The sequence below is a fragment of the Leptothoe sp. PORK10 BA2 genome (genome assembly GCF_034932105.1).
In the GTDB taxonomy this organism is placed as follows: domain Bacteria; phylum Cyanobacteriota; class Cyanobacteriia; order Phormidesmidales; family Phormidesmidaceae; genus Leptothoe.
The window spans coordinates 34,767-57,265 of record NZ_JAYGIG010000122.1 but is presented as its reverse complement, the minus strand read 5'-3'; the positions used below and the strand labels follow the sequence as shown (position 1 = coordinate 57,265).

Sequence of the window (22,499 nt, the reverse complement as noted above, 5' to 3'; positions counted from 1 at the left end):
GACTGTTAAACGTATATCTACCATAAAAATTTATCTACCATAAAAATTGTGTTCCCATGGTGCTTTCTACCGTCCTATCGCCCCCCACCGATCAAGACATACCTAGCCCCCTAGGCCCCGTTGTCGCCGAGTACCGCATTGCCCCCGGCACCGCCCTTTCCTACTCCGTCACCCAGGGGCAATACATCCAAATTATCGATGTCTCCGGGGCCCAATGCTCTGACTTCCTCGCCTTCAACGCCCACAACCACAGCCAGGAAATCGACAGCACCGTCACCCGCACCCTCAACGGCGTCACCAATCCCCAGGCAGGACTCCACAGCAAATATTTCTCCCAGACCATGGAGCCCCTGGTGGAAGTGATCCAAGACACCTGCGGCCGCCATGACAGCTTTTTCCTGGCCTGCACATCCCGCTATTATGAAGATGCGGGCTATCCAGGCCATCCCAGCTGTAGCGATAATTTTAATCGGGCGTTGGCCCCCCATGGCCTGGCCAACCGATCCGGCTGGCCCGCCATTAACTTTTTTTTCAACACCCAGGTGGACTGCCACGGCAACATTCTTTCGGAAGAGTCCTGGTCCCGAGCCGGGGACTACGTCCTGCTTAAGGCGCACCAAGATCTGCTGTGCGCTAGCTCCGCCTGTCCCGACGACATTGATCCGGCCAATGGCTGGCAGCCCACACCGATCCATGTGCGGATTTATGGGGCTGAGCAATCGGCTAATCCGACATTTTCCCGAGCCATTGGTCGACGGGTGGCGGCAGATTTTCCCCTGCGCCTCACCCAAGACAGTGCCTTTACCCCCTGTATTCGGCAACTGACTGATGACCTGGTGGAATACAACGGGTTTTGGGTGCCCAAAAGTTTTGCCCACCAGGGTGACCAGGCGGAATATTGGGCCCTCCGCCAACGGGCCGCCCTGATGGATCTCTCCGCCTTGAGAAAATTTGAGGTCACGGGGGCCGATGCCTTTGCCCTGTTGCAATATGCTTTTTCTCGTAACTTGGAGAAAATCACTCCGGGCCAATCTGCCTATGGGTGCTTGCTCAATCCCCATGGCGGCATTGTGGACGATGGTATTGTCTTCTGCTTGAGTCCCACCCACTATCGCTATGTGGGTAACTGCGATACGGATGGGGACTGGCTCCGGCGCATTGCCGAGGGTCAGGGATGGACTGTGGAGATTGAGGCAGTGAGCGATCGCATCCACAACCTAGCGCTCCAAGGGCCCAAATCTCGCGATATTCTGAGGCCATTGGTCTCTTTTGCGGAGCCGACCATCACCCTAGACACCCTGGGCTATTTTCAATTTGCGGCGGTTAAGGTGGGAGATATTCCCCTGGTGCTTTCCCGCACGGGGTATACCGGTGAACTGGGCTATGAGCTGTTTGTTCACCCTGAGTATGGCACCCGACTTTGGACCCGATTGCTCCAGGCAGGCCAAAGCTTTGGCCTATTACCCCTGGGGATGCAGGCCCTGGACCGAGCCAGAATTGAAGCGGGTCTGTTGGCATCGGGCTATGAGTTTGATGATTTAACCTCTCCCTACCAGGCAGGCATCGGTTGGACCGTGGCCCTGAAGAAACCAAACTTTATGGGCCAGGGGGCTTTGGAAAAGATTCGCCAGCATCCATCTAGGGTGGCCGTTGGCCTGGTATTGGACGGTAATGAAGTGGCCACCCATGGCCAAAATATCTATGCCCAGGGTGAACGCTGGCGCATCGGTCAGATTACCAGCGCTACGTTCTCGCCGGTGCTGAATCGGAGCATCGCCATGGCCCAGATTGTCCCTGAATATGCAGACTCCGGCACTCGGGTGGAGGTGGGTCTCTTGGATGGCCTTAAGCGTCGCCTAGTCGCCACGGTGGGTCCCTTAGCCGCCTTTGATCCCACCAAAAGTCGGGTACGGATATAACCATCATGGTCATGCATCCCCCCCAGCCGCAGTCCCATCCGGATACAGCCATGCACCACTCCCGGCACCACTCCCTTTGGGACTTGGCCGGGGTGGATGGGTTAAAGGTGGCCATGCAGCTGTTTGGCAATGATGTGGGGTATTTGGCCCCGTTTCAGTCCATGGAGACCGTATTACAGGGCAAAGACTGTTCGGTGTTACGGTTGTGCGATCGCAACTTTCGCATTGTCTATGCAGGGGATCTGGCCCAACTCATTTCCCAGCCCCAGCCCGCCATCTGGCTCACCCAATTTGACTGGCTAGGCAGCCTATGTCTACCCATTTCCGAGCTGCCAACAATCATGGCTCAAGCCACCGTCAGACCCCCTCACCGGCTAGATCATATCCCTAACCATCAGGCGGTGCCCGCCCAATTCGCCGGTATGCCGATCCTGATTTGGCACCATCCAACCCAGGGTAAACCCACCCTAGAACTGCATCTAGCCCATAAAGATCTGGAGACCCTAGGGCAGAAGCTCAACCATGGCCCATGTCTGTAGCCAACAGACCGGAATAAGGAGAATTGTAAAAACGGGGATCACGGGTGCTTTTCAGTAGTAATTAATACAGCCTTGCTAAGATTTGCGTTGCATACTCTTGATATAACAAGCCGATCTAAGTTGTACCAATCCAGTCAATTTAGTTGGGTCAGTCAGAACAAGTAATTATGAGATATTAGGTTCCTTGAATGCCTCTAGTTTATTAACTGTTTCTGTGAATACTTGAACAGTTTGTGTGGGCTACTTCTCATACTCTGACTAACCGACCCATCGTCCAGTTATTGTTGACCATTTGTCGTTGATCTCATACTGGAGCCGCGTATGTCTCCTGAATCACAAGAGTTTCTCGCAACTTTCGTGTCGGAGTCCTATTACTATTGGGCCTCCGTTTTTATGCTACTGATCCACGCGGGCTTTTTAGCCTACGAAGGTGGTGCCTCGCGTGCCAAGAATGTTCTGGCCACCATGGTCAAGAACCTGCTTACCCTATCAATTGTCGGTCTTACCTTCTTCTTCTTTGGCTGGTGGGTATACAATGCCTTCCCGCTGTTCCCAGTGACGGGAGGGATTGTTGGCCCCTGGACCGATCCAGCGTCTGAAGGAACTGTTGGGTCTGTACTGGGCTTGGTGCAAGCTTCCTACCCCTGGTCGCCCGCCATGGGTCCCAACATTGCCGATAACCTCACCGGTGTCTTCTGGTTTGCCTTTGCCCTATTTTCCATGACCACCGCATCTATTCTTTCCGGTGCTGTAATTGAGCGGATTAAAGTAGGTGCCTATTCCATTTTGGCCGTGATCCTAGGATCGTTCACCTGGGTGGTCGCAGCGGCTTGGGGTTGGAATCCCTACGGTTGGTTTTTCACTAACCTTGGTTACCATGACTTTGGCTGTTCGGCAGTACTACACGGTGTCTCTGGTTTCTTTGCCCTGGGTGTCCTAATCAACCTAGGTCCTCGCATTGGTAAGTTTGACGCCAACGGCAAACCGAGAGCAATCCTGCCCCACAACTTGCCCCTGACCATGGTGGGCCTGATGTTGATTTTCGTAGGCTTCTATGCGTTTTTAGCCGCCTGCGTCATCTTTGTTCCAGGTCAAACCATGGAGATTACCATTTATGGTACGCCCATGACCCTGGCCTCCATCGGTGTGAATACAACCTTGGCCCTGTGTTCTGGTATTGTGGGTGCCTACATTGGTTCTAAGGCCGATCCGTTCTATACCATCTCAGGTGGTCTAGCGGGAATTATCTCCGTGGGTGCAGGGATGGATCTGTATAGTCCCGCCATCATCATTTTGATCGCCTTTATTGGTGCTTACACCATGCCCTTTGTGGGTGCTGCCGTTGAAAAAGCAGGTATTGACGATGCAGTGGGTGCGTTTGCTGTCCATGGCTACTGCGGTATGCTTGGCGCAATGACAGTGGGGATTATGGCCTCTGGCTATCCCCAAGGTGATGGTATTCCCCTAACTGGATTTTTTGCCCAGCTGGTGGGCACCTTTATTTGCACCGTCATCCTTGGCTTTATCCCCGGATATGGTGTCAGCTTTGTGCTGAAGAAACTGGGTATGCTACGGATTTCTCCTGAAGAAGAAATTGTGGGTCTAGATCTTTCGGACTTTGGTCTAGAGGGCTATCCAGAATATCCGATTCTGCCTGAACAAAATGGCCATACACCAGAGCCTGCCATCTCCGTACCGCAAGCAAGACCACTGATGTAAGGAGTCTCCATGCCAAGTCCATTTTCAACGATAGAAGAGTTTAATGGTGCGGTTGATGGTCCTACGGGAGGGGCAATTTATACTTTTGCCCACACCCCAGCTATCAATGCCATTGCCCTATTGGTCTCTGTCGGTCTCTTTTTCTGGTTTCTTTTCGCCACCTATTCGAAGCACCATGAATTACCGACCGTGGACAAATCTCTCAACCGTTTGAGCAGTTTTATTGTGATTGGATTGCTGTCGTGGGTGGCGGCTGATCAGCTGCAGCACACCAACCAGAGCAGACAATCTGCCGAAGAAACTCCTAAAACAAGGCTAGCCGAGTCGTCTAGACAGGCTTTGCCCTTGGCTCTATTGGGGATGACCGGCATTGGTTTGCCCAACTTACGCCGGGGAAAATCCCAACGCCGAAAGCGGTCTTACCGTAATTTTGGCCCTCATCAGCGCTAGGGTCTCAGACTCAGCTTCTGCAACATACTGGACAGGTAGTCCAAGCACTGTGCTTCTTTAGGAGGACAGTGCTTTTTTCTATAATTACGATGACATTCCCCCCAGGTTCAACCATACCCATCAGCTTCACCCTATTGCCCTATCTGGATCCCCTATTAAGGGTTCACCAGGGGAACAATCAACAGCCGGATAATCTCTGTGGTCCCTATTGGATATCCCTACTGCTACAAGCCTATGGTGGGTTGACGGTGACCGCTGTTGAGGTTGCGATCGCAGCCTCAACCACTCTCCCCAATCAAGGCAACCCGAGGGAGTGGCTACCCCCAAACGCCCACTCTCTCCAAGGTCCCCACTATGACCAAATCCCCACCCAGGCCGATCCTTCTAGCTGCGGCACCGCCATCACCGGTCTCATCCACGCCACCCAAACCTTAAGCCAAGAAAAATTCTGCCTGATCCCCCTACAACTATCTCCGCCCCAACTATCCACCTGGCAAGATGGTCTATCCACCCTATGGAGCCTCTGCCACGGCTATCCCACCTGGCAGGCCATCCCCCTCCTCAATTCCCACACCAGCTATTTTTGGGGCACTAACCCCACACCCCACACCCTGATTTCCTATTTACAATCAAAACCAATATCTAGCCCAACCACCGACTGGAGCGTCGGCCATTTTAACCTGCTGATCGGAGCCGTGCAGCAAAATGCCAACACCCTCTATACCCTCCTCGACACCTATCCCCAATTTGGCTGGCAGGGATTACATTTTCAACCACCGGACGCCCTAAGTCAGTCGCTGCATCGGCCCCAGCAAACTACCCAGGGAGGGTTAGCCCTATTTTTAAGGGCAGAATTTCGTTCTGATGTGGAACAAGTCGTGAGCCAAAATGGGTTTAAGATTTCTGGCTGGGATAATGGCTCTCCGGTAGATGTCGCAAGATAAACAGCGCAATAATTACCTGCCCAAATCTAATTCTGTCCTCCCATATACAGCACCTAATTCCCATCTTCGCGACATTATAAAGAACAAAAATGTTAGGAGCCCTCTTCATGAGCCACATTCCCCCTAGTTCTGAAGCCGTCTCCGCCTGGGTCAAAACCCTACAAGAACAAGGCGTCAAATACGTCCGCTTCGAACTCCCCGACCTGCACGGCGTCTCCCGCCTAAAAGTCATCCCCATCAACAAGGTCGAAGGCTACGCCCGCAAAGGCCTCAACTTCTACGGTGGTACCCTCGCCCTCGACACCGCATCTTCCGTTGTCTCCGGCTCCGGCTATCACGAAGAACGTAAGTACTGTGATATGACGTTGTTTCCTGACATCGAGAGCTGTACCCCAGTGCCCTGGATGGACAGCACCGTCAAAGTCGTATGCGACGCCTACTGGAGCGCGACCGAGCCGATTCAGGGAGCCCCCCGCTATGTGCTTCAATCCCTGTTGGACCTAGCCCAACAAATGGGATTTGAGGTCATGATGGGCCACGAATTTGAGTTCTATCTGCTAGATGCCGAAACCCATCAGCCCCTTTTCGACGGTCTCCATATTTTTAACCACATTCGTAATCAGTACGTCCCCGAAGTCACCCAAATGCTGGATTACCTGCAGGCAGCGGGGATTGATGTGATTACCCATAACTGTGAATATGCCCCGTCCCAGTTTGAAATTAATTTTGGCCCCGGTATGGGGATTAAGGGGGCGGATAAGGCCTTCACCTTTAAAAACGCAGTCAAAGAGATTGCCCATCATCTGGGCTACCAAGCCAGTTTTATGTCCAAACCCTTTGCTGGCATGGCGGGCTGTTGCTGCCATTTTCACATTAGTCTTTGGCATCCTGACGGCACCAATGCCTTTCTTGACCCCAGCGATGTCGATGGCCTGTCTGCGGTGGCCAAGTCCTTTACCCAAGGTATTTTGACCCATGCACCCGCCATGTTGCCCCTGATTGGCCCCACCCCCAACTGTTACCGCCGGTTAAAGCCCCACACCTTTGCCCCCTCTAACATCAGCTGGGGCATTGAAGACCGCACTGCGATGGTCCGCATGAAGGCCACCAAGGATGATCAAACCCACCTGGAAATGCGGGCCGCTTCGGGGTTGAGTAATCCTTACCTGAGTGCGGCGGCGACCCTAGCCGCAGGCTTGTTAGGCCTGAAGGACAATCTGGTACTACAACCCATGGTGGATGGACCCAGTGAAGATGATCCAAGTCTAAAGCCTTTCCCCAAGACCCTGGATGCTGCCCTGGATGCCCTGGCGGCAGATGGAGCCATGCAAGCTTTATTGGGAGAAGAATTTTGTCAGCTGTTCTCAACGGTGAAAGCGTTTGAGCTAGCTCGATTCCATGACCATATTACGAATTGGGAAGTGGCCGAGTATTTGGAGATCTATTAGTTAAATTCGGTTAACCCACCCCGTTGCCTCTCCCCTCCTGGGATAGGGTATTAGTTTGTACTTTTAAATATCGATGGAGTGGATTTGTGGGTAGCGTCTCCCTCCGTTGCCAGGGCAACGGGAAGGTAGTTTAGCGATTTATGTATTAGTATCGAGTTGAATTGTCGCTCCTCAAAGGAGGCTTTGATGCAGACAATAGCAAAAGAGCCCTTGACTACTGGGCAAATTGAACAGTTTCACAGGGATGGGTTTCTGGTGGTGGAGGATCTTCTGCCCCCTGATTTGGTGGAGCGTTTAGTGGCCCGATTTGATCCGCTGTTTGCCGGAGACTTTGAGACGGGGATATATCCCGATGAGTGGCATTGGAATCCCTATTTGGGTAAGCCGGGGGCCGCTGGTCAAATGACCGGGGTGTGGAAGTGCGATCGCACCCTCTTCTCCGCCATGATGTCCCCCGCCATTGGCCACATGGCCGCCACCCTGGAGGGCTGGCATGGCGCCCGCCTGCTCGCCGACGGCATTTGGCAAAAGCCCGGTGGGGCCAAGGAAACCACCCTGCACCAAGACTCCATGTACATCAACTACCACACCCCCCCCAGTGTGGTCACCTGTTGGATTGCCCTCAGCCATGCCGTGGCCGGAGCTAGCACCATCGAATATGCGCGGGGCTCCCACCAATGGGAACTGTCGACCGCCGTCCCTGAATTTCATAACCAGAACAAAAGTTATCGTTCCGAAATGGAGCAGGCAGCCCAGGCCGTTGGCGTCGACCAGCCGGATGTTGTCCAGCTGAATATTCCGCCTGGTGGTGGTGTTTTTCACCATGGCAATACCTGGCACGGTTCTGGCAAAAACACGATGGATGTCGTCCGCCGTAGCATGGTACTGGCTTACGTTCCGGCCAATGCAGAATTTCAACCCTGTGGTTCCTATGTGCCCGGTGGCTATATTGCAGGCAAGTATCGCCGCCAGGGTGACAACACCATGGACGAAAGCTTTTTTCCTATTGTCTGGCGCGAAGACGGCTACCGTACTCCCTTTTTGGACCACACACCATGAAAAACTCATCTGTCGGACCAGCTACCCTAGCCCAACTGTCTGCCCTAGACATTACTCCAGACCAAGTCCAACTGTTTCACCAGCATGGCTATTTGATCGTTGACAATCTGTTGACGCCTGAGCAAATTGACCTCATTAGCGACCGCTTTGACCCCCTGTTTAACACCCAGTTTGAAACGGGCATTTACCCCGATGAGTGGTACGGTCGTCCGGGGCTGAGTCAGCCCAATGCCACCCAGCAGATGACAGGATTGTGGCGTTGCGATCGCACCCTAGCCAGCTTCACCCTCTCTGCCAAAATCGCCCAAATCAACGCCACCCTCATGGGCTGGACCTCAGCCCGCTATGGGCTGGACACCTGTTGGATCAAACCCCCCGATGCTCCGCCAGTATACTTCCATCGCAACAATACCTACACCTCCAGCCTGGCCCCACCGGCCATTGTCACCTGCTGGATTGCCCTCAGTGATGTTGCCCTCAAGACTGGCTCCTTAGAAATCGTGCCGGGTTCTCACTTCTGGGACTCTACCGATCAGATGCGTTTTCTCCACGCCCCCCCAGAGGACTACCGTGCCCCCCTGTGGCAAGCGGCCAGTGAAGCGGGGGTAGAATCTCCCCAGATTGTCCCCATCGTCTTACCGCCGGGCAGTGCTGTTTTTCTCCATGGCAATCTCTGGCGTGGGTCTGGGCACAATCCCAGCCAAACCAAAACCCGTCGGAGTCTGGCCATTAGCTCCCTAGCTGGCCATACCAAATTTCAACTGCCTGGGGTAGGCCAAGGGTATATCTTCGAACGCTATCGCCGCCAAGACAGTTTAGACCTGGATGAAAGTTATTACCCCATTCTGTGGTCCCAAAATGGCTACCGTACCCCATTTTTAGCCGACTATTGTTCAGATGCCTTGGCTTAAAGCATTATGCCATCCCGTACCCTGCGCCTAGCCAGCTTTGATGTCGGCACCGACGATCTCCGCTGGTGGGCGCCCCAAATTTTAGACCGCTACCCCGACGGTTTTTATGACATGCATCAGCAGCTGTTTGCGGATGTCCGGGATAAAAGTCTGCCAGAAGACTTAGGGGGAGTGGAGCTGGACGGCGTAGAGCTGGTCAAATATGAGCCTCGCAAATTTCATTACCCTAGTGCAGGGGAACTATCGGAGCTAGATGGCATTGTTATCTCGGGTTCTGCGAATGCCGCCTACGATTTGGATGACTGGGTGGTGCATCTCCGGGATGTGATTCAAACCTATCACCAACAACAGATCCGTTTATCGGGTTTCTCCTTTGCTCCTCAAATTGTTGCCCAAGCCTTGGGGGGTAACGTGGAGAAGAGTCCCACCGGCACCGAATTATCTGTTGTTACCCTACAGCTCACCCCGTCAGCACAAGAGTATTTTAGGACAGAGCGTTCGGCCTACAACATCCATGTTCACCACAATGATGGGGTGACTAAACTGCCGCCTGGGGCTATATCCTTGGGTACTAGTGGCGTCACGGAACATTTAGGTTGGATACTGGGCAGCCATATTTTGGTTTTCTCAGGTCATCCTGAATATTCTCGCGATCCTTGGGTCCTAGAACAAATGATGCAGGTGGAACGACGCGACCATTTAGTGCCCGCCCAGCTGATCGACTTTGGTCTGCGAGAATTGTGGAACCCCACCGATTATATTTGGCAAACCCAACAGCAGCTACGCTTTTTTATGGGTCAGTTTGCTTCAAGTTAGGGCTGGTTAAAAATTAAGCTTCTATTTGCGAAATGAGCTGATTGACGCTGAAGACGATGTCACTAAGGATCGTGGATTAAATAACCTGTAATTCTGGTTTTGCGGTGTAATTCCATTGGGGCAAGAAATCATCAAAGACAATTTTCATGTTGGATTTGAAGCCTTCAGCCACTTTTCGCCCCGTTTGATAGGTCTTATCGAGGATGGTCGTAAACACATTCAGTCCTGTGCGCGTGGTTGCCGTTGCCATTAGTTGTTGTACGGTCTGGACACTATCAAAAATTACTCCCTGACACCCGCGCGCGCGATGAGGAAACAAGCGATGCTCAATGGGATTGTACTTGGAGGTGTAGGGCGGATAGTGAGCGATGCGAATTTCGATGCCTAACTCGTTGACCAACGCCTGTAAGTCCTGCTTGAAGATGTAATAGCGTGAGCGATTGCTGCCGGCACCGTCACACAAGAGCAAAATCGAGTCAGCCAGGGGATAACGAATCTTGCCATAGGTGTTCCACGAATAGCGAATCGAATCGCAGGCAAACTCGCTGGTATCGCGGCTGATGCCAATCTGGATGTAGCCCACGTTAGCGGTCATGTCGTATAACCCGTGGGGAATGGCCACCCCGGTTGCCAGCGTTGCCCAATCATGGTCAAACCCCTCAATGGGCTCTTGAGTGTAGAGTTCTCCATCTCGATCCAACTGACCAATCAATTCACTTCAGTGGTTTTGGCTCGAACCGCGTTCAAGCCCCAAGCGGTATCACGCTGATCGACCTCACGGTACAAAAATATCAAAGCGCTCAGCGCTTGATTTTGGGTTGAAGGCGCGACATTTTTCTGCACTGCTAAATGAGTCAAAAATGCTTCCACTTCAGCAGCGCCCATCTCCCGAGGCGGTTTCATTTGATGAAAGCCAATGAAGCGCTTGACCCAATGGATATAACTTTTTTCCGTTTCGTAAGAATAGTGCCTCAACCGCAGCACGTCCCGAACTTGATCAAGCAATTTGGGTTGAGAGGACATGACAAATCAAGTAACGGATTTCAGGAATGTCCTTAATATCACACGGCAATCTCCGTATAGGATGCTGAATTTATACGGAAAGTTTCGGGGTAACACACCTGAGCGGGATATTATACGGAAACTTTCGGTATAATCTGCTCTATGGGGTAGATACATGGAAAGTTTCGGGGTATTTACCTTGTGTGGGGTAGATATACGGAAAGTTTCAGTATAATAAGTTGTTAGACCGCTAGATCTCGGTCGAGATGTACTTCAGGCTTTTCTGTCCGTGTTGAATTCTCAAAGTATTTTCCATGAAAGGAACGATAAATGACTGAACCAAAAACATACCAATTTGATCTTCCGTCTGATGGTCGCCCGACCGATGTTTCAATTCCTGAAACTTGGTATCCTGGCATAAAAGCATATTGGGAAGGATGTACGAGCCAGCGCGACGTACACCCAATTAATGGCATCAGAGCTGTCATAATTCACGCAACGGCAGGTGCTAGTTCCGAAGGTGCAGTTTCGGTTATGAAAGATGGCAAAGCTAGTTTTCACTGGCTTGTTCCAGATGAAAATGAACCTCAGCACGGTAGCTTAGTTTGGGCATGTGCCCCAGAAACGCTTGCTGCATGGCATGTCAGAAACGATAAGTCTCATCCTGATGTCAATAGTGGAAAAACTAGAGTCAATCATTGGTCTCTTGGCATTGAAGTTGTCAACACTCAAATAAATGACCCTTTCTCAGATTGGCAAGTCAAAGCAACGGCTGATATTGTTCGTTATTGTTGGGCTAAATATCCGAATTTGCATCATGTAGTGTCTCACGCAAAACTCGATCCAAATCGCCGTACTGATCCGGGAACAAAATTTCCTTGGGACAAGTTTAAGAGCTTAGTTTTGTCACCAATTGAGTCAGTACCATTTGCAAGTGTTGTGAGTTTGGCTACACACGCAGATGCTGTTGCCCCTTTAGCAGACACTTCAACGTGTTGTGTAGTTGAGGATTGAATTTAAAATATTGAGGTTTTGTCATGGGGTTATTCAAGCAGATAAGGCAAGAGCCAGTCTTATTTCAGGGGCTTATTCAAGCACTCTTTCCTTTGCTAGTGGCGTTTGGCGTTCTTCAATTGCAGGAGAGTCAGCTAGGGGCTTTATATGCCTTCACTGCTGCATTGCTATCCTTTCTTACTCGCACTCAAGTCACTCCTCTTTCAAATCCCAGAGACGATGCTGGTAATCGGCTAGCTCCCAGACCAAATGGTGACTGATGACTAAAAGATAGGTTGAGCGGTGCAATCGCCGAGCTATGTTGTTGTAATTTCCGAGAGAGATGAGGGGTAATCGATTCTCCTATTGTGGCGCAGTCTAACAACCCTGGTGCAGCGGATTGACCAAAGCCGCTTGTGATGTTGCAAAGGTATCTGCAACCGCTGACCAGGAACGTTAGAGTGCTAGATTTTCGTTATGGATTAGCTTGTTGGATTTGAATTCTGGCAAGATTAAGATTGTTACTGTTTTAGGCTGACTTTTAGTATTCACTTCTCTCAATTGATCAGGTGGAATCATGGACTTTGCTCGTTTGGCATATATCAAAAATATTAATGATGAGACGGATTGGGCATATAAAGAATATCCAGTTTGTTCTTACTTCCCCCTAAATTTTAAGAGAGGTGATGGCGTAGAAGCTCATGCCTCCAACTTGCCGAAAGGCTCTCTGATTATCCTTTCTCAGAAGCCTCCGAAGCAAAGTAAGCGATATCTTACTCACGTTGTTGAGCTGTGCAATGAACATCATGAAGATAAACCCCAATGGGATTTAGGGCCATGGGGCATAGTTCGCTGGGCAAAAATTTGTTGGGCCGCAGATTTTAGCAATGTTGATATGATGCCTGCTGACCAAGATGTTATGCAAGCTGAATGGGGCTGGTATGATACAAAAGCAAAGTCGTTAGAGAGTCCCAACTTGATGAAGAAATGGAACAGTATTGACGAGCTGAGAACGCATTTGCAGAAAATATTTGTCTAAGTTTACGCACTCTAACAACCGCAATGCACCGGAACTTTGAAGTGTGCTGATTGATAGTAAGAGTTGCTTGAGTCCGGTGATTGCGAACGTTAGCTGGCTTATCCAGGCTGCCATTACTTTGATCAAAAATTTTAACCTCAAATGCTATGAAGCTTACAAAAGCAATTGATCGGGATTGCAAATGTCTCAGAAATTACTTCTGTAAAAAGTTCGACTTAATGAAAGTAGCACTTGATGAGGAAAGGACTGCACTAGTTGTGGTGGAGGATGCAGATGCAGATGAGTCACAAGCGGCTTATCATGGATTTTCCCATCTCATCATCCCTGATATGGTAATCAATACCTACAGCCTATTAGAGTGGTGGTTAAGGAAGATCTGCGAGTTTCAAAGAGGGAAGAAGAAGTTAGATAAAACCTATAAAAAATACCAGGCTGTTAACAAACCAGAAAATGACTTTGATAGATATCATAAATATTTAACCGAATATGCTGGCATTGATCTGACTAGTGTGGAGGATAGCCGAGATAGAATTGATTCTCTCCGTAAAGTACGCAATCGACTCATACATCACGGTGGTGATATCCCAAGCAATGAGGAGGATGAATATTCTTGTATTAATGGAATAACTGTAATGTCATTATCTCCGATACACTATCTTGTTATTGAGGATGACTTCATATGGGACATGGTTGAGCATGTTCAGAAGTATCTTCATAAAGCAGTCGTCTCCTAACTTTTCTGCATGTGAGCGGTCACCAGCTAACAAGTCGATGAAGCGAACGGTTAAGAGATCTCGGTGAGGCTGTCAAATTTGTCTGCTGCCGCTTATCTTGGTCGTTAGGCAGAAACATGGTGGGATCACCTAGTATGGGAATCGACTTTTATAAGGAGATTATTAAGGCATGGTAGAAACCGCCATAAAAAAAGGTGACAAGCTAGAGAAAGCTGTTGAGTTAATAGAGCGATTTATTCTAGAAACAAATCCTTCACTTGAGAAGTCAATTTTTACAATCGAAACCAAGAAAGTTATTGTTGTTGATAACATAAAACATGAAATAGACCTCTATGTTGAAATAGATTTAGGACATGGTTACAAATCTATTTTCATTTTTGAATGTAAGAATTGGAAAGACCCAATTGGAAAAAACGAAATTATAGTGTTCTCAGAAAAGATTAAGATTATTAAAGCGCAAAAGGGTTATTTTGTTGCAACAAGTTTTGGAAAATATGCCAGTGCTCAAGCCAAGATTGACCCAAGAATTGAGTTGGTTATAGCTAGTGAAATTCTGTCCTTGCCTTCTGCACTGGCGAACTTTCACTTCATTGTTCCTAAAATCGAACACATCGATATGTTCTTTAGGTCAAACAGCTTGGGCTCAAATGATCTACTCAAGCTAGATCCTCGTAGCCTATCAGTAGAACTTGACGGGGAATTTCTAGATTTTTTGCCTTATGTTGATAAGGAAGGTCAATCAATTATGGAAGAGCGCCTTACAAGAGAGCCTACAGGTAACCTTCCTGCAGGAGTTTATCACTACGAAGCAGAAGGGGAAGTTGATTTTGAAGAGAGCCAATTAATAGTAAATGGGGTGATAATTCAAGGCTTAAAGCTTAGCGTAAAATTCTCAAATACTGTGATACGCCCACAAATCGTCTCGAAGTTCGATGTCGAAACTAGAGGAAGAGTAATTCAATTTGATAATGTAAATATTGAGCAAGGTCCCAATATCGGAGTTTCGTTTGTTCACCGCTCCTAGTTTTAGGATCATCAAGCTGAAGAATATTTCAAAGAAGTGGTGAGTCTTATTGATTTGGCTAAGTATCGCTTTACTTACATTTGCAGAGCGATCGCGATCTCTTCGTAGGTTGGGTTGAGCGAGCGAAACCCAACACTGCAGACAATTGCGCCGGGCAAATCGATGTACCTAGAACACTCTTGCTCAGGCTAAATCAATTATCATACCCGCTCTTTTTCTCAACAAAACCATGTTCATCTTACTCCTCTCCAATCCCATCCGCCAAGTCTAGGTCTTCGCTAGCACCCCAATCCTTTGAATATACCCCTTGCTCAACATAACGATGAAAGCTCGAATAAGGCCAATCACAAGGAGCGCTGACTAGCCTATGGCTGACTGGATTGTAATGAATGTAATCGACATGTCGCACAAAATCGCGCTCGTCCCGGATTTGATGCTCCCAAAAACGTCGTTGCCAAATGGCTTGTTCCTTTTTTTGATAGCGTGACAAAGAACGTCTGCGTTTGTATAATTCAGGGCAATGACGAGAGAAATCAGTCTTGATCAATCGCCAGCGAGTCGAGAAATCGGCATCGCCATCGGGCATTGTCCATAGGCAATGGAGATGATCGGGCAAGATGACAATTGCATCAATGTCGAAGGGATGGCTTTGTTTGACCCGATGAAAGGCGTAGCGGAGAAGCTGAATGGTTTCATCGGTGGCAAATAAGCGTTGGCGGTTGTAGGTTACCACTGTGAAGAAGTAGGTGGCACCGGGGGTGGTGGCGCGGCGATATTGCATGAGAGTTGCCTAGTGGGTTGGGTATTAGGGTAGGCAATTTGCGATGTGAAATAATGGATGGGTTGAAAAATGGGGTAGTAGGGGTTGGTGTTATGATGGTTTGCGGGGAGGCGATTGATCGACGTAAAGCTTTACGCATGTTGGGTTTCGTGCGCTCAACCCAACCTACAAGAGATTGCGATCTGGTAACCTCTGGCCTAATTTCAATATAATCTACCGCCGGTGACGCTCAACGTTCTGTTGCTAAAAAGTCATTCGCTTATGAATCAAACTGTGAGAAGAATGCTCGTTCCGTTGCTGACGTCCATTGTGTTGATGGGTTGCTCAAGCTCACAATCAGGGCCAGCATCGGTCACGGAAACCAGTGTCGCACGTGCGGAATTGACTGACCGGATTCAGTTCATTGAAAAGTATGTCACATTCAGACGCACATATGAAAAACTGGATTATGACATCATGTACCAAAACAATGGCGGCGGAATGGTTCCGGCTCCATCGGATTGGGACATCCAATTGATCGCTGTAGTTCCGGAAACAGAAATAGACGATTGGGTTCCCGCAAATGTCCAGAAGAGTGACGTCTCTGCACCAGAATGGTTAGAAGGTCTGCCTGGTGAAATTGAACGACACGGCATTGCCGAATGGTATCGCAAATCAGGAACCACGGTTGGGGTTGACCGCGAACGGTCGATCGTTGCCTACCGTAGTACATCCACTCCTGACTAAAATCGCAACAGAACAAAACGTTGGACACGGAGCGGCGGTTCACGCGAATTTTGAAATCAATGTTGGTTAGTCGCCGCCCGGTCAACGCAGCCATTAGGCCCCAGACAAACGCCGTCACCTCTGAATTTCACAACCAGGAGAACCGTCATGTCGATCCCTGTGTACTCACAACCTTCGCTCAAACTGAGTGAAGCCATTGAACTTTTGCGCAGGGCCGACGACCCCGACGGAGCCGTTACCGAATCCATGAACTCAGTGGCAGCGCAGGCTTTCGAACAGCACGACGCTGTACATGTCATCTTCGGTCTTGGTACGTCAGTGCAAGACGAGATAGCGGCCCACGTCTGGATGGCGCTAGGTACCACTGCCAAGATCGCCGAAATGCACAAAGCCGTAGCCAGCATTGAGCATCGAAAGGTCCTGTCTGGCATCGGTCACTTGAAACTGGTCGGGACTTGGCTCACCACTCTGCCGAGAATTCTCGCAATCGCGTTCGCCACGATGCGAATGAAGAAGAAGATTGCATTCGAAGAACTGGCCAGGCTCAAGAGCATGCAGCTGGCAGAAATCTGGGCCGAACACGGCGTACGCGCGCCGAGTGGGGCCTAACCAGTCGTTCAAGCCGACGTGCCTACGGCACGCGGCTTAACTCCAACGTTAGCCCTATTCGAGAGTTGCTGTGGTGAGCAACTACTCAACGGCAGCATGGGGACTTTAGCCCTGGATTGTTCACCAGAGAAATGGATCGGCGACACATTGTTAGAAAAGTAGTCCAATTCTAGTCCAAAGCCTTTGATCTTAATGATCTAGGGGTATAAGCTCAGCGCATGGATTGAATATATTCATAACCCTAAATCGGCTGTTGACGCTCTACCTGAGACAACTACAGTCCAAGGTAGAGCGAGGTAACAATTCAAAGCGGGGCGTTCTCCCAAGGATAGTATTCAGAAGTCAGGAATCAGGAATCAGGGCCTCACTGACTTCTGGCTTCTGGCCCCTGATTCCCCACCTAGTCAGGATTTTCCGGCTTAGGTTGATACCCCATTTAAGAATAGGTGGTTGAGATTTATCAATGATTAATCAGGGTTAACTTTTATACCAGCTTTCATGATTAGGCAGTGTATTTGGTGAATACAGGAATCACCAAGAGTTCCTGATATTGACGACCATGACTAAGCACCGCCTATCCCCTCGTCAAACCCTAAATACCCTCCGCTCCCGTCATCTGGGTTGGCTCGTACCCTTTTACTGCTCCGTTGACTCCTACTACAGCGAAGACGGCCTAGCCGTACTCAACGTTTCTACCTGGCGCTTTGGCCAGCAAGTATGGGAGACCTGGCGGCTGAAGGAAGGATACGATGCCACCTGGACTCAAACCTTGAAGGACTGCCCGTCAGACCTGTATAACCAGTTAAAGCGATCTGGGGAGTTGGTCCATCGCCACTGCCTAGGGAGCAATTAAGGCTCGGAGCAAAAGAGGGCAATACTTTTGATCGCTATTTCAGGCCTGCACAGAATTGATGACGAGCCAAAGCCATCCCCATTGGTTAGAACTGCTCGGATTTGAGCGCTGCCAACAGGCCTAATCCCAATGTTTTCATCATGCCAGCCAAGCCATCGTCAATGGATGGTTTATTCCGTCGTGGAAGTGTAACCTCAACCCCCCAGTTTTTGCACCATGCCTGATTGCCTCAGGGCTTTCCTTGTATATCGGCTGATGTGTCATCTAATATCTTGAGGGAATGGCTGATCTTCAACTCACCATAGTCTTCATCATTGGGTTGTTGTTTATAGTCCCATTCCCACGTCTGTACCTCCAAGGACTCAATCTGTGGGCCTGTTTTAGCCTTTTGGTTGTGCACTGTGCCCAGTGCCTCCAGCAGCTTATTACACTTATTCAGTTTGTCAGGCTGGTCAGACTGGCAATCCCGAAAGGTTAGACGATAGCGGGTGTTCATCGGTGAATAGATAATCTTATCTGGAAAGATTTGAGCACTTTCGCCAGAGTCATAATTAGCCACCAGCTTGTTATAGCCAATTACACCTGACGTATTATTGCCAGAGAACATCTGCAGGCTGGTTAACGGGTAGTACTCGCGATGTTTCAACCAAATGAACGACATACTCACAATCAGCACCGAAACCACAATTGGATAGAAATATGACCGCTGCGGTCCCGGTTCCGTAGAACTGGCAGAGGGATGAAGAAACTTGAACCATCCACGCCTCTCTACCCAGCGCCGAATAGTAGTGTAATCGTAGAATATGAGCTGAACTAAAATCAGATCAAAAAAGACAATATTCTGCAGGAAAATAATGCCGAGGTGCATTGCTGCCATTGCCGCTGGCATGATCAGTCTGGCCCACCGGGAGAAGAGCACTAATCCGTAGGCAAGTTCACCATAGATGCCCAAAATCCCCAAAATTGCAAAAATAATATCGGGGGCATTGACCAAATGCAGGGAGACTTCCCAGTTGGTTTGCAGGGGCTCCAGTGTCGTGGACAGGAGCTTGGATTTAAGATTTTCAGGAGCCCACCAATAGAAGCCGGAGTAGTAGATTTTGCTCAGCCCTGCCTGGAGGTAAGACGCTCCCAATATTACCCAGCAAGCATAGCGAGTCCAGCCATAAATGGCAGTGGGCTGATCGGCCACAGGCACTGGTTGCCCGCGACGTTGCTTCAGCCACCGATCCACAGATAGGCCATCGTTACAGGGGCTAAACGACAGCACCAGCAGTAAATAAACTGGCAACAACCCCGTGTGGTAAAACCAGGTGTACTGCCGTAAAATGCCCCCCAGGATGAGATAGAAAAATGCTCCTAAGGGTATCATCCAGCGAGTCCTGAAGCCAATGGTGCCCAGAATCAGCACCAGGGCGGTTAGCCATTCAAACAACTGTAGGCTGGGCTGGCTACGGGTAAAGGCTTCAAAACCAGGAATAGCGTAGAAGTAGTCGATCACTCCCATGGAATGGCGAATCTCAACCGGCAGTAGCGCACTGCTGGGGAGATCTTCCATCCACAGGGTCATGAGCACCAGGGTGCCGCAGGTGACAATGCGAATTGCGCCCAGGGATTCGGCGGTGGCTTCACCGACAAACTGGCGGAAGAACCAGGTGCTGGTCAATATCCAGGACAAGGCAGCAAAGCTTAGGCAGATCAAGAAGCCATTTTCGGCAGATTGTTGGGGGGCAACTAACCGTTCAAAAGCAACCCAGCTAATTGCTGCCATCACACCAGTAAGGCAAATGAGCAGACGTATCTGACGCGAGCCCATGCGCTCAAATGGAATCCGTCTGAACAGGGCGTAACCGGCTGCAGCCAATACCCCCAGGCAGCCAAACACAATCAGGCGTTTGCGATAAATGTCTGTGGCAATCCCTAGAGACTTGGCGAATCCAAGTTTAGTGCTGGATTCCACCTCTGGTATGGTCAGTACGGTCCAGGTTTCACCCCCATCGGTGGAGCGAAAGACATCGGTGGGGGTGGCGGCACCAAAGCCAAAGATTGTCTGGTCTTCGGCGTAGTTGGGTGAAAACTGGATAGGCCGCCCTGCGCAGGGCAACTTGGGCAGCCGCGCAAAGGCTAGGCGAGAATCGCCAATGGGAGAAAACGTTTGGGCGCGATCGCGACTCTTAAATAACCCATACCCCCGTAAACTGACCAGAATCGTACCGTCCTGGCCATAGTTTGGGGATAGGGCAACGCCCTCTACCAGGCTCTGGGCTGGGGTAAAATCTGCGATCGCAACCGGCTGCCAACTGGCTCCCGCATCTGTGCTCTTAAACAAGCCGGTAGAGCTACCGACAAAGATTGTCTGGTCTTGGGTGTAGTCGGGTGAAATTACAATCTGTAAGCTACCCAGTTCAGCCAAGGGCTGGTCGGCGGTGGTGGACTGCCAGTTCTGGCCTGCATCCGTTGACTTGTAAACTCCAGTTTCGGCCACCATGTAGAGCGTCCGATCAGTGGCAAAATTGGGTGAAATTGCCATGGAGGGGCTATCATTCCCCCGCGACCAAGGCAGTTTCGCTACTTCCTTAAAACGTTTGCCGGCGTCTGTCGAGCGTAAGACACTACCTTTTTGGTTACCGATAAACATGGTTTTATCGGCCTCAAAATTAGGTGATAGCAAGAGGGTCAACCCCCGTGCTTCCTGATCGAGGGAATGGAGTGACCAGGACTGTCCCTGGTTGGTCGAGCGCAGAAACTTAGTCCAGAGGGTAGTAGTAAAGAGGGTTTGGTCGCTGGCGTAGCTGGGTGAAAAGGCGATGTCAAAAAACCGTCGGGGGTCTTGGTAGGGGGTTTCAAAATTACCATTAAGACGTGGAATGTCGACACCTTCCATGGCCAACCGCCAGGTTTGCCCCTGGTCTTGACTCAGCATAATCTTGCCGACATAGGTTGCGATCGCAAGGGTGCCGTCATCGCCATAGTTTGGCGATACATCCATCGAAATCACAGTTTCCGTGGACAGGGTTTCCAGCTCCTGCCAGGTGTGGCCCAGATCCGTGGATTTATAAAGCCCATTAAACCCGCCGACAAAGGCCGTTTTATCTGCTTGAAAATTATTAGAAAGGGCGATCTCGGAAAAGTGGGTGACTTCATCGTCATCGGCCATTTTGTCTTTAACCAGACCGTCTGGATAATCGGTCCAGGTTTGCCCCCCATCTATTGAAATGGAGATCCCCCTATCCCAGCTGGAAAGAATCAGCTGGTTAGGATCTCCCGGCACCGTCTGAATGTCTTGAATCCGTAGATCAGCCAGGCCCTGATTGAGCGCAGTGATAGCCTGGGTAGCGGTATTAAGGGCAAAAATGCCGGAGGATTCAGTCCCGACATAGAGGATGGCGTCTTTGGCATAGTCCACCGACGCTTCCAGGGCGGTGACATTGCCCTCAACCGATACCAGCGGCTGCCAGGTTTTTCCTTGATCGTCGGAGCGTAACAGTTGACCCGAAGCCTCTCCAGCAAATAGGGTATCGTCGCCATAGGCTAAGGCCGATACAACATACTTTGAATCCAGTACCTGGGTCCAGGTTTTGCCACCGTCTACCGTCCGGGCAAGGTTACCTTCAGCCCCCGCTGCCAGCATGAAGTTGGCATCGCTTGGTGACAGGTAAACGAGGGCGATATCTAAGCTATTCAGGCCCTGGTTAGTGCTCCTCCAAGCCTGGCCACCATCCTCGGACCGATACACCCCGCTGCCTCGGGTGGCTACCGCCATGACTCGACCCGACTGGGCATCGATGGAGAGGGTCGAGAAGGAAACGCGATTATCCAGTCCCTGGAACAGCCGTTGCCAATGATCGCCTCCATCCGTCGACTTGAATAGGTTGTCCCTAACCAGAATATAGGCCGTTTGGTCTTGGCTGTAGGTAGGAGACAGCTTGACCTGGGTGACCACGTCATGGGGCCGATGGGCCCAAGCGGGTTGGGGACAACACACCAGGAATAGGGCTGACCATAGCAGTAAACCCCCGATGAATTGCCATACTCCCCGTCCCCATCCAGAACTGTAGGGTTTTCGTTGGAGGACTCCCAGGCGTTTATCTTGTTGGATATAGTTTAGGGGCTCTCTAAAGAACGACGGTTCAGGACACGCTAGAGGCATAAGACTTATATTATTAAATGATTATAAATGTAACTACTCAGGCTCTACATATCAGACAACAACACCCTCAAAACACTACTATATGTAGTAGATGACGATTTGCTTAGAAAACATAGAAAAATTAGCTTTTGCAATAAGGAGCCAATTTTTGACTCTAATTGAGAATCTCCTTTTCTATGGAATTGGCTAAAATCCTTTCTGACTAGGGTTTAAAGGGATTTTGCTATAGGCTGAGTAGTTACTTATAAATTAAATTGAAATGGGAAGTTTACGGTAAGTTTATAAGATTCATACGGCTCGGCGCAAAAGAGGGTAACACTGCAGACGCTTGCTAAAGGTCGAATCGGCCCTATGGACCGGCGTGTCCATAGGGGGCCAAGAAACAACTCGGGCCTGACTCTCTCAACCTTTTGCAATTCTTTTTGAAGCATCGTCAGTTGATGCGCAGTGATTGTGAGGAGCGAGTGGGCAAGATGCCAACAGAATTGATGACGGGTCAAAGCCATCCCCATTGCTTAGAACTGCTCGGATTGATCACTGCCAACAGGCCTAATCCAAATGTCTTCATCATGCCAGCCCAGCCATCGTCAATGGATGGTTTATTTCGTCGTGGAAGTATAACCTCAAACCCCTAGTTTTTGCACCATGCCGCAATTAAACCAAGTCCAGGTCGAGCACCCTAGTTCTGCCCCACCCTGCGGTAAGCAAGCTACACCCCCCAGCCCCTCTTCCCGGAGGGCTTTTCTGGCGCCCCGTCTCCTCTAGAGACGGAGCGCCAGAAAA

20 protein-coding genes are annotated in these 22,499 nt (G+C 50.1%); 16 read left to right on the top strand and 4 right to left on the bottom strand.

All coding sequences use genetic code 11. The features are described from left to right. The first annotated feature begins 56 nt into the window (after positions 1–56). From VB741_RS19125 to VB741_RS19085, 9 genes are all read left to right on the top strand, one after another. Positions 57–1,919 carry a DUF1989 domain-containing protein gene (locus VB741_RS19125; RefSeq protein WP_323366798.1) on the top strand — a complete coding sequence of 621 codons (1,863 nt, stop codon included), beginning with the start codon at positions 57–59 and terminating at the stop codon, positions 1,917–1,919. Between the two features lie 5 nt (positions 1,920–1,924). Beyond that, positions 1,925–2,458: a hypothetical protein gene (locus VB741_RS19120; protein ID WP_323366797.1), complete on the top strand. Its 534-nt coding sequence runs from the start codon at positions 1,925–1,927 to the stop codon at positions 2,456–2,458. A 321-nt stretch (positions 2,459–2,779) separates the two neighbouring features. Then, positions 2,780–4,177 (top strand): ammonium transporter, encoded by a 1,398-nt coding sequence (locus VB741_RS19115; protein WP_323366796.1) that lies wholly within the window; start codon positions 2,780–2,782, stop codon positions 4,175–4,177. A 9-nt stretch (positions 4,178–4,186) separates the two neighbouring features. Continuing rightward, positions 4,187–4,627: a hypothetical protein gene (locus VB741_RS19110; RefSeq protein ID WP_323366795.1), complete on the top strand. Its 441-nt coding sequence runs from the start codon at positions 4,187–4,189 to the stop codon at positions 4,625–4,627. 89 nt (positions 4,628–4,716) lie between these two features. Continuing rightward, the gene (locus tag VB741_RS19105; protein ID WP_323366794.1) at positions 4,717–5,571 is read left to right on the top strand and encodes a DUF6885 family protein; all 855 of its coding nucleotides are present in this window, start codon (positions 4,717–4,719) and stop codon (positions 5,569–5,571) included. 107 nt (positions 5,572–5,678) lie between these two features. Next, positions 5,679–7,019, top strand: coding sequence for a glutamine synthetase family protein (locus VB741_RS19100; RefSeq protein ID WP_323366793.1), 1,341 nt, complete (start codon positions 5,679–5,681; stop codon positions 7,017–7,019). Between the two features lie 210 nt (positions 7,020–7,229). Next, on the top strand, positions 7,230–8,078 hold the full coding sequence (locus VB741_RS19095) for a phytanoyl-CoA dioxygenase family protein (RefSeq protein ID WP_323366792.1): 849 nt from the start codon (positions 7,230–7,232) through the stop codon (positions 8,076–8,078). After that, a complete protein-coding gene (locus VB741_RS19090; RefSeq protein ID WP_323366791.1) occupies positions 8,075–8,989 on the top strand; it encodes a phytanoyl-CoA dioxygenase family protein in 915 nt (304 codons plus the stop codon). The genes VB741_RS19095 and VB741_RS19090 overlap by 4 nt, the downstream gene beginning before the upstream one ends. Positions 8,990–8,995: 6 nt before the next feature. Then, positions 8,996–9,805, top strand: coding sequence for a hypothetical protein (locus VB741_RS19085; protein WP_323366790.1), 810 nt, complete (start codon positions 8,996–8,998; stop codon positions 9,803–9,805). Positions 9,806–9,881: 76 nt separating this feature from the next. Here the strand turns inward: VB741_RS19085 and VB741_RS19080 are convergent, their stop codons facing one another. Together VB741_RS19080 and VB741_RS19075 are read right to left on the bottom strand one after the other, a co-directional pair. Next, positions 9,882–10,517: an ISAzo13 family transposase gene (locus tag VB741_RS19080; RefSeq protein WP_323366789.1), complete on the bottom strand. Its 636-nt coding sequence runs from the start codon at positions 10,515–10,517 to the stop codon at positions 9,882–9,884. Then, entirely contained in the window at positions 10,514–10,828 is a 315-nt protein-coding gene (locus VB741_RS19075) for a phage integrase N-terminal SAM-like domain-containing protein (RefSeq protein WP_323366788.1), read from the bottom strand. The genes VB741_RS19080 and VB741_RS19075 overlap by 4 nt, the downstream gene beginning before the upstream one ends. A gap of 309 nt (positions 10,829–11,137) precedes the next feature. On the opposite strand from VB741_RS19075, the gene VB741_RS19070 reads away from it, so the two are divergent. The 4 genes from VB741_RS19070 (at position 11,138) to VB741_RS19055 (ending at position 14,597) form a co-directional block, all read left to right on the top strand. Further along, positions 11,138–11,821 (top strand): N-acetylmuramoyl-L-alanine amidase, encoded by a 684-nt coding sequence (locus VB741_RS19070; RefSeq protein ID WP_323366787.1) that lies wholly within the window; start codon positions 11,138–11,140, stop codon positions 11,819–11,821. A 556-nt stretch (positions 11,822–12,377) separates the two neighbouring features. Beyond that, entirely contained in the window at positions 12,378–12,839 is a 462-nt protein-coding gene (locus VB741_RS19065; RefSeq protein ID WP_323366786.1) for a hypothetical protein, read from the top strand. A 146-nt stretch (positions 12,840–12,985) separates the two neighbouring features. Continuing rightward, the gene (locus VB741_RS19060) at positions 12,986–13,573 is read left to right on the top strand and encodes a hypothetical protein (protein ID WP_323366785.1); all 588 of its coding nucleotides are present in this window, start codon (positions 12,986–12,988) and stop codon (positions 13,571–13,573) included. A 169-nt stretch (positions 13,574–13,742) separates the two neighbouring features. Continuing rightward, positions 13,743–14,597: a restriction endonuclease gene (locus VB741_RS19055; RefSeq protein WP_323366784.1), complete on the top strand. Its 855-nt coding sequence runs from the start codon at positions 13,743–13,745 to the stop codon at positions 14,595–14,597. Positions 14,598–14,835: 238 nt separating this feature from the next. Here VB741_RS19055 and VB741_RS19050 read toward each other — a convergent pair whose 3' ends face one another. Next, on the bottom strand, positions 14,836–15,378 hold the full coding sequence (locus VB741_RS19050; protein ID WP_323366783.1) for an REP-associated tyrosine transposase: 543 nt from the start codon (positions 15,376–15,378) through the stop codon (positions 14,836–14,838). A 222-nt stretch (positions 15,379–15,600) separates the two neighbouring features. Here VB741_RS19050 and VB741_RS19045 point away from each other — a divergent pair, with 222 nt between their 5' ends. From VB741_RS19045 to VB741_RS19035, 3 genes are all read left to right on the top strand, one after another. Further along, the gene (locus VB741_RS19045; RefSeq protein ID WP_323366782.1) at positions 15,601–16,104 is read left to right on the top strand and encodes a hypothetical protein; all 504 of its coding nucleotides are present in this window, start codon (positions 15,601–15,603) and stop codon (positions 16,102–16,104) included. Positions 16,105–16,251: 147 nt separating this feature from the next. After that, a complete protein-coding gene (locus VB741_RS19040) occupies positions 16,252–16,713 on the top strand; it encodes a hypothetical protein (RefSeq protein WP_323366781.1) in 462 nt (153 codons plus the stop codon). 559 nt (positions 16,714–17,272) lie between these two features. After that, positions 17,273–17,566 carry a hypothetical protein gene (locus VB741_RS19035; RefSeq protein WP_323366780.1) on the top strand — a complete coding sequence of 98 codons (294 nt, stop codon included), beginning with the start codon at positions 17,273–17,275 and terminating at the stop codon, positions 17,564–17,566. 229 nt (positions 17,567–17,795) lie between these two features. On the opposite strand, the gene VB741_RS19030 is transcribed toward VB741_RS19035, so the two are convergent. Beyond that, positions 17,796–21,716, bottom strand: a complete 3,921-nt coding sequence (locus tag VB741_RS19030) for a YCF48-related protein (protein ID WP_323366779.1) — start codon at positions 21,714–21,716, stop codon at positions 17,796–17,798. Between the last annotated feature and the right edge of the window lie 783 nt (positions 21,717–22,499).